Origin of the sequence: Micrococcus sp. MS-ASIII-49, assembly GCF_000946635.1 — a bacterium.
GTDB classification, from domain to species: Bacteria; Actinomycetota; Actinomycetes; order Actinomycetales; family Micrococcaceae; genus Micrococcus; species Micrococcus luteus.
Map to the genome: position 1 here is coordinate 1 of NZ_JXSP01000156.1, position 11581 is coordinate 11581.

Sequence of the window (11581 nt, forward strand, 5' to 3'; positions counted from 1 at the left end):
CAGCTTTTCATGGCCGCTTACAATCGTCGTCTTGCCGGTCCCGGGTGGGCCGTTCACACCCATCAGACCTGGCCCGCCCGCCTCGACGACCTCGGCCCGCGCGATGACATCAATGCGGGCGGCTTGCAGATGCCCCGTGTGCTCGCGGGCAGTCATATTCGAGGAATTCAGCGGTGACTGCTGTGCCTGGATGGCGCACTTGCCCTCCTCCCCGAGGCTCGGCGGGGGCAATCCATCCCCCCTCCCGTCTGCCCTTCGCTCTCTCCCCCCGGACAACGACGTCCGTTCAGTTCCGGTTCAGCCCGAACCGGCGCGTCATCAGAGCGTCCTTGTAGTGCTTCTCCGCGGCGTCGATCTGGGCCTGCGGGGTATTGGAGCCGAACACGCGCAACAGGCTGAACGTGTACCGCTCCGGCTGGTCGGGGTCGAGCTCCAGGGCATCCCGGAGGGCGACGTTCCCACCATGCCCGTCACGGGCGTAGGCCTCCCACCGTCCGAGCACACCACGCTCACCGTCGGCCTTGCCGACGTGGCACCGGCCCGCGGTCTCGTCGGCGATCAGGTAGATCCCGCGTACGGCCTCCAGGGCGGTGCGCCAGCCTGCGTAGCGAGTCTCGGTCACCATTGACTGCAGGTCCCCGTAGCTGAGCAGCACATGGTCGAAGCCGGGGAACGCCTCGGTGGTGGGGTCGGCGATCTCGAGGACGGGGAAGCGCGCCGCCAGGGGGCCGCGCTTGGCCCAGTTCACGGGGTCTGCGGACCACTCCACCACCAGGCGCTCCTCGAGGGAGGCCAGCAGCGGCACCGGCGCAACGTCGTAGTACCGGTACCGCTCCGTGCGCTCAGCCACGACCTCCCCGCGGTTCTCGTACACGGCGGTGAGGCGAGAACGACGTCCTCCCTCCCCCATGAAGATCAGCCAGTGGCGGGCGGGCTCCTTCGGGAACTTCCCCACGTGGTGCTGCTCCCGTGTGTAGGCGAGCACCCGCTCCGGCGTGGCCGCCGCCCGCGATGGCAGCCCCGACTCCTTGTAGGTGTGGCGGATGGCCAGGATGGTGGATGAACTCATTGACCGGGCCAACGAAAAAAAGACCTCGAGAACCAACGTTTCCTCGCCGGTCTGGCCCACGAGCAAATGCGTGCGGTCCTGAGCACCACGGGCCTAGCCCATTGGCACAGCAGGCATCATCGCAGTCGCCGCCATCACTGGTCCGGATGGGCTCAGACAGATTGGTCAGATGTTGCCCCAGGTCGCTCAGCGCGCCGTCCGCAAGTAGTCCGTCCTCAGGCCACCTTCCCCGCTTCCACCTCGGCCCGCGCCCGCACCTCGGCCAGTACGGCCACCACGGCGTCCGCAGCATCCTGCGGATACACGGCATCGACGCCACCCAGTGCGAGATACGGGTCCTCGTAGAGCCGACCCGGGTCCACCACGCCGTTGCGCACCAGGTCGTCCACGAGCATGCGGGTGAAGCGGATCTGGCGCGTGGTCCACCTGCCCTCGTCCAGGAACGCGGCCAGCGCCTCTTCCGCGGCCCGCCGCTCCAACCCCACAAGACTGCGCACGAAGACGCCCAGCTCGGCGCCGGCGTGCTCACGCACCCAATCCAGCTCCGGCCGGTCAGATCCGCCCGCCGCCACCAGCATGCGACCGAGCTCCTCGAGATCCGTGGCCGTCAGCGGCTGGTTGCCGCGGAGCTTCCGCAACGCCAGGGTGTCCTCCTCGGCGCGCAGGAAGGCCATGGCCTTCTCGCGGTAGCGCTCCCAATTCATGCCCGGCCGTGCCGGCACCACGACCACCTCGTCGATCTCCCCCAGGGTGTCCACGAAGTCCGTGTACACCGGTGAGGAGCTCAGCCTCGGCAGGAACACCACCAGTCCGCGCAGGCTCTCCCGCAGCGCCTCCACGTCAACGACGCCAGCGCCTTCCCACCACAGGTCTTCCGCAACGGAGCGCAGCAGGGACTCTTCCACCTTGACGGCTGGGATAGCCAGCTGACTCAGCAACGCACCCGCGACCTCCTGGACGGATCTGCGGCAACGCTCCGCCAGGGCGGCATCACCGTCCAGGGTGGCCAACTGCCAGCGCAGGGTCACGAGGTCGAAGCGCTTCGCTGCTTCGTCCGGGTCACGCAGCGTGGAGGGCAGTCCGGCCACATGGTCGGCGAGTTCGTCGACATCCTCGGCGGTCACCGCGGCCCACGCATCGGGCTCGGACCAGCGCTCCACGTGGCGCCGGTGCTTGCGCACCAGCAGGTTCTGCATCGGCATGCCCTCCACGTAGGAGTGCAGCCAGGTGGCGTGGGCCTGGCGTACGACGCTGGCCGAGCCCGCCTCCCCATCGCCCTCGCGCGCATCCAGGGCCGCCACAATCCCGGCCCGTGCCTCGAACAACCGCTGGGTAAGGGACTTCTGCACGGAGGACCCCGGCTCGGGGAGATCCTGGTTGAAGTAAGGCAGGTTCTCTCCGAAGTCGAAGACGGTGAAGTTCTTCTTGTCCTGCCCGGGCCCGAACAGATCGGGACACAGGCGGGTGCCGCGGCCGATCATCTGCCAGAACTTGGTCTTGGAGTGGACCACCTTGAACAGCACCAGGTTCACCACCTCAGGGATGTCCACCCCGGTGTCCAGCATATCCACGCTGATGGCGATATGTGGGGCCTTGTCCGAGTCGGAGAAGTCATCCAGCAGTGCGTCGTTGAACGCGGTCTTGCTGGTGATCACCCGTGCGAACGTCCCGCCCAGCTCGGGGAACCGCGCGTTGAATCGACGCTCGATGAAGTCGGCATGATTCTGGTTCTTCGCGAACACGATGGTCTTGCCGAGCCGGTCACCGCCGGCCACCTTCTGACCGCGCTCCATGAGCAGCTCCAGGACCTTGTCCACGGTGTCTTCGTTGAAGAGGAACCTGTTGACCTGCTCGGAGTCCACGCTGTCCGGGGGGCCGTCCTCGCCCCAATCCAGCGCGTCCCACTCGGCCTTCTCCTCGTCGGAGAGGTCGGCGTAACGGATCCCCTGGCGCAGGAACTCCGTCCCCGCGGACACCCCCAGCGGCGGCACCAGGTACCCCTGCTCCACGGCCTCCTCAAGGTCGAAGGCGAAGGTGGGCACCCCGTCCTCGAGGTGGAACAGCCGGTAGGTGTTGTGGTCCACCTCGTCCTTGGGTGTAGCGGTGAGGCCCACCAGCAGGGAGTCGAACCAGTCGAAGATCGCGCCGTACTTCTGATAGACGGAGCGGTGGGCCTCGTCGATGATCACGAGGTCGAAGTACCCGGCGCCGAACCTCCGCGTCCCACCGTCCTGCCCGTCGTGCTCCAGCAGATTGAGCATGGTCGGGTAGGTCGCGGTGTAGACCCGCCCCTCCCCGCGCTTCTCGTCCTGCAGGTTCACGACGGCGGTGTCCGGCAGGTTCGCGGCAAACGCCCGTTTGGCCTGCCGTACCAGGGCCGTCCGGTCCGCGAGGAACAGGACCCGCTTGACCCAGTTCCCCCGAATCAGCTGGTCCACGAGGGCGATGGCGGTCCGGGTCTTGCCGGTGCCGGTGGCCATGACCAGCAGGGCATCGCGCTGGCGGGCGGCGAGGGCCTGCCCGACGGCGGAGATCGCCTCCAGCTGGTATGGCCGTCCCGCGATGTCCACGTTGACCGGCACGTCCGTAAGGTCCTGGCGGACGGTACGCCGCTGGATGAGGCGCTCGAGCTCGTCGGCGGTGAAGAACCCTTCAATCTCACGGGGCGGGTAGCCGCCGGCCTCGCCGAAGGCCGCATCGTCCCAGAACCAGTGGTCATAGCCGTTGGTGTAGAAGATCAGCGGGCGGCGAGCGAACTGCGCTTCAAGGGCGTCAGCGTATCGGCGGGCCTGTTCCTGGCCTTCGAGCGCGCTCTTGGTGGTGCGCTTGGCCTCCACCACGGCCAGGGGCAGACCATCGGCTCCCCAGAGAACGTAGTCCACACGCCCGGTGCCGCCGGGGGTGGGCAACCCGGTGACGGGGTACTCGCGGTCGCGAGCCTGGTCGAGGGGCCACCCGGACTCGGCGAGGAGGAGGTCGATGAAGAGAGAGCGGGTCTCCGCCTCTGCGTAGTCGTAGTCGTGAAGGTCGGGGAGTTCGCTGGTGGTGGCGGCGGCCTGGGCGGCGGCGATCTGCTCCCGCAGGGCCTGGATCTCGGCCTCGTACGCGGCGGCCTGCTGCTCGTTCTGCTCGCGGAGACGGGCGTTGTCCTCGTCCTGCTTCTTGAGCCGGGCAATCACGGCGTCGAGCTGCTCCACGCTCATGGCGGCCTTCTGCGGGGCAAGTGCGTGGTCGAACTGCGCACCGGTGGGCACGGCCTCCGGGTGCGGGCCGTGGTGGAACGCGGCCCAGACGAGCACGTGGAACAGCTCGCGCAGGATGGTGAGGGCGGCGCGGGCATCCAGCACGGAATCCTTGTGAACGGCGTTGTTGCCGGCCTTACGGAGGAAGTTGAGCTTGTCCACCACCGGGCGTCCGGCCAGGCCGGTGAAGGCTACCCCGTTGATGAGGCCGGAGAGGTCGGTCTTGTACGGGTCCTCGAGGCGATGGGTGGCGTAGACGAACTCGACGACCCGTTCGACGCAGCGCCGGGCATAGAACGCGGCCGCGCGCGGGTCGGTGCTCATGTAGCCCTCGGCCTGCGCAGCGTCCTCGTGAGCAACGGGGAGCGCCCGCTCCACCCAGTCCATGTTGCCTGCCATCAACACCCTCTCCGGCAGCTCACCACCGAGCCGCCCACTGTCATCCTGCCGGATTCACAGCTCCCCGCGGAATGCCCTGTGTTGGAGCGACGCGAACAGCTCGTCCTCCAACGCCAGTGCCCGCTCGACACGCGCTCGCTGCACGTCGATCTTCTCGACGACGGCGGCGAATTCTCTCTGCATATCGAGAGACACGTCCGGGATACGCAACTGCAACGTCCGTTTGATGTTGAGGTTGCTGATATTCGTCGTCTTATTGCCAAAGCTTCGCACGGTCGCTTGGACTCTGTCACTGTTGAACCAGGCGTAGAGGAAAGTCGGGTCGACGTCGGGGCCGGGACGAAGCGCTGAAACGAATCCGCCGATAGCCGACGGCTCCGGCAGGGAGTCAACGAAACAGCATTTTCCTACGAGGTTGTAGCTGTTCGCACTGGACACTAAGGTGTCCCCCTCTTGCAGATACTTTGCCTCGTTCTTGATGAGCTCTGCCGGGATGCGAATAAGATCCGAACTGTCCAGGCGCTTCTGCACATTCTTCGTACGCATCACGGGGACACCTGACTCAGCCACATCTTCGGGCTTGAAGGTGACGCCTCGTACGAAAGACGCAAGCTCCGATAGGGGCTGCCCGGGACCGGCCTCCCGGACGCGATCAGCGAACGCCACCTGGACAAGAGCAGCCAGTCGCTCGAGTTGCGCCCGCCGGCGCGACCGCTGCTCGTCAGCCTGGTCCAGAATCGCCGAAATGCGCCTTTGCTCCTTGAGATCAGGAAGCCTAATCGAGAGACGATACACATCATCCCGATTCAATCCTGGCACTGCCGCTGATTTATTCATTCCCTTGAGACCGAGAGCGCTAAGGATCCAATACAGCCACCGAAGATCGACGCCCTCCCCGAGAGGCACCGCCTCGTAGGCAGTATCTATAGGCCAAACATCACCGGGCACCCAGGTGACCGACCCGATTGACCCCTTCCTTCCTACGACAATCGCGGGGCCCGAACTGAGGGCTTGATCATGGAACCCCACGACGCCACTGGAGCCCACGACGGCAACAGGCCCCCCTCGGCGATCACCCTGTTTCAGCGCTTTCCCGTACTTAAGGGAAACAATGTCACCCAGCTTCACCGTCTTCACCGCAGCATCCCCTTGAGCTCCGCAGTCCCAGCGGCAATCTCGGCGTCGAGCTGTTCGAGGTCGACGAGGATCTCCAGCGGGTCCCGGTGCTCGACCTCCTCGATCTCCAACTCCTTGTACCGGTTCAGGGAGAGGTCGTACCCCTGCTCCACGATGTCCGCCTTGGGCACCAGGAAGGACTGCGCGGTCCGCGGCCGGTCCTTCTCTCCTGCCGGGTTCTGCCACCGCTGAACGAGGTCCGGCAGGTCGTTGGCCTCCACCGGCGTGCGCTTGTCGTCCAGCGAGAACCCATCGGCGCGGACGTCGTAGAACCAGACGTCGTCCGTGCTGCCGGGACCGTCGTTGCGGAAGAAGAGGATCGCCGTCGAGACCCCTGCGTAGGGCTTGAACACACCCGCAGGCAACTTCACCACCGCCTGCAGGTGATGGTCCTCCACCAGCATCCGGCGCAAGTCCTTGTGGGCCTTAGACGAGCCGAACAGCACCCCCTCCGGGACGATCACCGCCGCACGACCGCCCGGCTGCAACAGCCGCAGGAACAGGGCCAGGAAGAGCAACTCCGTCTTCTTCGTCTTCACCACGCGCTGCAGGTCAGAGCTGACGCCCTCGGTGTCGAGGGACCCGGCGAACGGCGGATTGGCGAGGATCAAGCTGTATTTGCCAGCGTCGCCGTCGCTAGCACCCTGGGCCAGGGAGTCCCGGTACGCGATGTCCGGGGACTCCACCCCGTGCATGAGCATGTTCATGCTGGCGATGCGCAGCATGGTGCTGTCGAAGTCATATCCGTGGAACATGCGCCGGTTGAAGTGCAGCCGCTGGTTCATGTCAAAGAAAAGTTCCGGGTGTTCCTCCCGCAGATACTCCGACGCGCCGACGAGGAACCCTGCCGTGCCACATGCCGGGTCCACGATCACGTCCTCCGGGGTGGGCGCCGTCATCCGCACCATGAGGTCGATGATGTGCCGCGGCGTGCGGAACTGGCCGTTCCGTCCCGCGGTGGAGAGCTTGGAGAGGAGGTATTCGTACAGGTCACCGGTGGTGTCCCGGTTTGTGAGGGGAAGCTTGTCGATCAGATCCACGGCGGTGGCGAGCATGCGCGCGTTGGGGATGGTGAAGCGGGCGTCTCGCATGTGGTGCGCGTAAGTGGAGTCCTCCCCTCCAATCTGCTGGCCGAGACGGCGCAGGAACGGGAAGACCTCGCGGTCCATGCGGGCGAAGAGTTCGTCCGAGGCGACGTTCTTCAGCTGGTGCCAGCGGAGGTGCTGGTGGTCGGCGTCGAAGATCGTCGTCTCCACCGGTTGGTTCGTGCGGCGCGCCTTGGCCTCGGCTTGCGTCTGTGCCTCATCCAGGCGACGCAGGAACAGCAGGTAGGTGATCTGCTCGATCACCTCAAGAGGGTTGCTGATGCCACCCGTGGCGAAGGCGTCCCAGACGCGGTCAACCTGGTTTTTGAGAGTTCCGGTGATCACGACGCGAGTGTACGGGGTGGGGCTTACAGCGTCCGAGGCGATGACTAGGCTGAGCACAGGGCGACACAAAGTCGCCCCGGCCCAGGGAGGAGGCGGTCCATGCCCACGGTGCGCGTCGACGTCGAGCCGGCCGTCCTGCGCTGGGCCCTCGAACGTGGGGGCATCGACCTGGCCAGCGCTACTACCGCACACCCCGACCTCGAGGCCTGGCTCAGCCGGACGAAGAAGCCCACCATGAAGCAGCTGGAACGGTTCGGGCAGAAGGTCCATGTGCCCTTCGGCATGCTGTTCCTCAGCGCTCCCCCGGCGCCGGCACCCATCCCCATCCCTGACATGCGCACGCCGGGCAGCCAGGGCGTGGATCACCCCTCCGCCGAGCTGGTGGACGTCCTGCGGGAGTGCCAGCTCCGCCAGGACTGGTACCGGGACCACATGCTCGCCATTGGCGCCAGCCCCGTGCCCCTCGTGGGCAGCGCCACGCTCCAGAACGATACAGAGGATGCCGGAACACGCCTCCGGGAGATCCTCCACTTGGACGCCCTGTCCGGCGCCGGTGACGCCTTCCGCAGCGCGCTCGTGGGCGCCTTGGAAGAGGCGGGGGTGCTGGTGATGATCAGCGGCTACGTCGGCAATGAGACCCGAAGGCCCCTGAACCCGGACGAGTTCAGGGGCTTCGCCCTGGCCGACGACCTCGCTCCACTGATCTTCGTCAACGGAACCGAGGCCAAGACCGCCCAGCACTTCACCCTCCTCCACGAGACCGCTCACCTGCTCCTCGGACACAGTGCGCTGTCTGATGCCCGCCCCGGACGCCACGCACCCTACGAGGAGGCCTGGTGCAACCGGGTGGCCGCCGCAGCCCTGGTGCCCCGCGTCGTGCTGGAGCAGCAGCAGGAGCGACTCAGCACGGAGTTCGACGAGGTGGTCGCCGATGTGGCCAAACGCTGCCAGGTGAGCCGCGCCGTCGTGGTTCTCCGGATGAAGACCTGCGGACTGATCACCCCTGCGGCCGCCGACGCGCAGCTCGCAGCGCTGGCCCGCATCCCTCACCCCCAGACCCCGGCGCCGAAGGGCGGAGGGGGCGATTATTACCGCACCGCCCGCTACCGCCTCGGCGTCCCGTTCACCACTGCCGTGGTGGCCAGCGCCCGGGAAGGCGGAACCAGCTACCGGGACGCGTTCCGCCTGCTCGGAACCCACAAGCGTGAGGTTATGGACACCCTGGCTCAGAAGATGGCGGCCGCATGATGTTCCTGCTCGACGCCAACACCTTCATCACGCCGAAGAACAGTTACTACGGGTTCGATCTCGCCCCGGGGTTCTGGACGTGGCTGGAGCGCGCTCATGCGGCAGGCTGGGTCGCCAGCGTGGAGGCCGTGCGGCAGGAGCTATGCCGGGGCGGGGATGAACTCGCCACCTGGGCGTCAAACCATCCGCAGCTCTTCCTCCCACCCACGTCAGAGGTGCCCCAGCGCATCGGCGAGTTGGCCCAGTGGACCCTGACCCGTCAGCCCGCGTATCAACAGGCCGCGCAGGACGAGTTTCTGGATGACAGCGCCGATCTGCTGTTGGTGGCGCAGGCTGCATGCATGGACGCCACCGTGGTCACCTTCGAGGTGCCCGCCCCTCAGGCGCGCAAGCGCGTGAAAATCCCTGACGCCTGTGCCGCTCTGGAGACCCGCTGCGTCGACCTGTGGGAATGCATGCGCCAGACCAGACCCCGGTTGACGCTCGACCTCGTGCCCTGAAGAACGATGCACGTCACTGATGCCGTCAGTCGACACAGTGAGTGCCTCACTCGAGTGAGTGACAGGCTCTCTGCACTCACTGACGGGGCGGTTTGGCGTCAGTGACGGCCGTCAGAACCCACCCGGGCCACCACCCGCATCACTCGCCAGGTTCGAGAACCGCGAATAGTGACCCTGGAACCCCACCACAATGGTCTTCGTCGGCCCGTTGCGGTGCTTGGCCACGATCAGGTCGGCCTCGCCGGCGCGCGGGGACTCCTTGTCGTACACGTCCTCGCGGTGCAGCAGGATCACCATGTCCGCGTCCTGCTCGATCGAGCCGGACTCGCGCAGGTCGGACACCTGCGGCCGCTTGTCCGTCCTCTGCTCGGACCCACGGTTCAACTGGCTCAACGCGATCACCGGCACGTCGAGTTCCTTGGCCAGCAGCTTCAGGGCACGCGAGAACTCGGCCACCTCCTGCTGACGGGACTCGACCTTCTTGCCCGAGCTCATGAGCTGCAGGTAGTCCAGCACCACCATCTTGAGGTTGTTCTTCTGCTTGAGCCGCCGGCACTTGGCGCGGATCTCCATCATGGTCATGTTCGGGGAGTCGTCGATGAAGAACGGCGCCTCGTTCAGCCGCCCCACGGTCGCGGCGATCTTGGACCACTGGTCATCCCGGATGGTGCCCTTGCGCAGGTCCTGCAGCGCGATCGTCGCCTCGGCGCTCAAGAGCCTCATGGCGATCTCGTTCTTGCCCATCTCGAGGCTGAAGAACACGGTGGCCATGTTGTGGTGGATGGCCGCGGCCCGCGCGAAGTCCAGCGCGAGCGTGGACTTGCCGACGGCGGGGCGCGCCGCGATCACGATCATCTGCCCGCCGTGCAGGCCCTGCGTCAGCTCGTCGAAGTCGTAGAAGTCGGTGGGGACGCCCGTCAGGCCCTCCCCCTGGTTGCCGGCCGCCTCGATCTCGTCGACGGCGTGCTCCATGATCTCCGCGAGGCGCACGTAGTCCTCGGACTGGCGGTTCTCCGCCACCTTGTAGATCTCGGACTGCGCCTCGTTGACGATCTCCTCGACCTCGCCGTCGCCCTGATACCCCAGCTGGGTGATCTTGGTGCCGGCGGTGACGAGGCGGCGCAGGACGGCCTTCTCCGCCACGATCTCCGCATAGAAGCTGGCGTTGGCGGCGGTGGGCACGGACTGGATCAGCTCGTGCAGCACGGCGGGGCCGCCCACGCGGCTGAGCTCCTGGCGCTTGTTCAGCAGGTCCGCCACCGTGACGGCGTCCGCGGGCTCGCCGCGGCCGTAGAGGTCGATGATCGCCTCGTAGATCATCTCGTGGCTGGGCCGGTAGAAGTCGTGGCCGCGCAGCAGCTCCACCACGTCCGCGATCGCGTCCTTGGAGAGCATCATGCCGCCCAGCACCGAGCGCTCCGCCTCCAGGTCCTGGGGCGGCAGGAAGCGTTCAGAGGAACGGCCGCCGTCGTAGGAGCCCGAGTCTCCGTAGTTCTCAGTCAACGTCCGGAGACTCCCTTCCCACAGCCCGCACGACGGCGGCCCTCGCCGGTCTTCCCGGCCCTGATTCCTCTGTTGTCACCGCCCGTGCCGCCGCACCCTCCTGCAGGCGGACGGTGCGACGGTCCCCGGGGCGACGGTCCGAGCGGATGCGCGCCTGTCAGTGGTCACCTGCGGCCAATACCCGCCCTCGCGTTGGGGATACCACGCGACACTACGCGCGCCGTGGAGGCTGGGCAACCGCGTTTCCCACAGGCCTTGTGGACAACGTGTGGATTCGGCGGCGTGTCGTGTGGATCGCCTGGGGACCGCGCTGGGGACAACCGCTCGGCCACCCCCAGAATCCGGCTCTGACCTGGGACGATGCGATCCCCAGGGCTGTGGAGGAAGATTCTCCACCCCCCTTTCGGCCCCGTCGATCCAACTTGACAGCACCCCCGTTTGCGCCCTCATCACACCGCCTGGTACAGGCCTATCCACACCGTCGTCCACACCCTCCACATCTGTGGACAACTCCTGTGGACAAGGTGCCCGGATCTGGGGACGGCGAAGTTGACAGCGTCTGCCCGCGGCCCCGGGTCCTCCCCGTGCCCACCTCTCCCGGCCGCCCCGGACCGCCCGGCGCCGATGACTCACGCACGTCAGTGACCCGCCCCAGAGTCATTGGACGGAACGCGAGCACGGTGCTTGGGTGGAACCCGTCGTCGTGTCGTCCGCCACAGTGAGGAGTCCGCCGTGCCCCCGGTCACCACCGCCCCCTCCCCGGCCTCGCTCCCCCTCGACGGCGTCCTCGTCGCCGACTTCTCCCGCGTCCTCGCCGGCCCGCTCGCCACCATGACGCTGGCGGACCTCGGGGCGCGCGTCATCAAGGTGGAGCACCCCGTGCGCGGCGACGACACCCGCGGCTGGGCTCCGCCCCGCTCGGCGACGGGTGCCACCTACTTCGAGTCCGTGAACCGCAACAAGGAGTCGGTCGGCTGGGACCTGAAGGACCCCGAGGACCAGCGGCGGGCCGCC

The 11581-nt window shown here is 66.9% G+C and carries 8 protein-coding genes; 3 read left to right on the top strand and 5 right to left on the bottom strand.

Going from position 1 to position 11581, the window contains the following annotated elements:
• Positions 1–286: 286 nt before the first annotated feature.
• From SJ20_RS10185 to SJ20_RS10200, 4 genes are all read right to left on the bottom strand, one after another.
• Complete coding sequence (locus SJ20_RS10185; RefSeq protein ID WP_044659829.1) at positions 287–1069, bottom strand: GIY-YIG nuclease family protein; 783 nt, start codon at positions 1067–1069, stop codon at positions 287–289.
• 215 nt (positions 1070–1284) lie between these two features.
• Positions 1285–4710 (bottom strand): DEAD/DEAH box helicase family protein, encoded by a 3426-nt coding sequence (locus tag SJ20_RS10190; protein WP_228070676.1) that lies wholly within the window; start codon positions 4708–4710, stop codon positions 1285–1287.
• Positions 4711–4764: 54 nt separating this feature from the next.
• Positions 4765–5847, bottom strand: a complete 1083-nt coding sequence (locus SJ20_RS10195) for a restriction endonuclease subunit S (protein WP_080981675.1) — start codon at positions 5845–5847, stop codon at positions 4765–4767.
• Positions 5844–7316, bottom strand: a complete 1473-nt coding sequence (locus tag SJ20_RS10200) for a class I SAM-dependent DNA methyltransferase (RefSeq protein ID WP_044659830.1) — start codon at positions 7314–7316, stop codon at positions 5844–5846. Before SJ20_RS10200 ends, SJ20_RS10195 begins: the two co-directional genes overlap by 4 nt.
• 99 nt (positions 7317–7415) lie before the next feature.
• Between SJ20_RS10200 and SJ20_RS10205 the strand changes: the two genes are divergently transcribed.
• Positions 7416–8564, top strand: coding sequence for an ImmA/IrrE family metallo-endopeptidase (locus SJ20_RS10205; RefSeq protein ID WP_044659831.1), 1149 nt, complete (start codon positions 7416–7418; stop codon positions 8562–8564).
• Positions 8561–9064: a DUF4411 family protein gene (locus tag SJ20_RS10210; protein WP_044659832.1), complete on the top strand. Its 504-nt coding sequence runs from the start codon at positions 8561–8563 to the stop codon at positions 9062–9064. The genes SJ20_RS10205 and SJ20_RS10210 overlap by 4 nt, the downstream gene beginning before the upstream one ends.
• Positions 9065–9175: 111 nt before the next feature.
• Here SJ20_RS10210 and dnaB read toward each other — a convergent pair whose 3' ends face one another.
• Positions 9176–10567, bottom strand: coding sequence for a replicative DNA helicase (gene dnaB, locus SJ20_RS10215; protein WP_044659833.1), 1392 nt, complete (start codon positions 10565–10567; stop codon positions 9176–9178).
• A gap of 732 nt (positions 10568–11299) precedes the next feature.
• Between dnaB and SJ20_RS10220 the strand changes: the two genes are divergently transcribed.
• Positions 11300–11581, top strand: a 282-nt coding sequence (locus SJ20_RS10220; protein ID WP_044659834.1) for a CoA transferase, incomplete at its 3' end; no start/stop codon positions are given.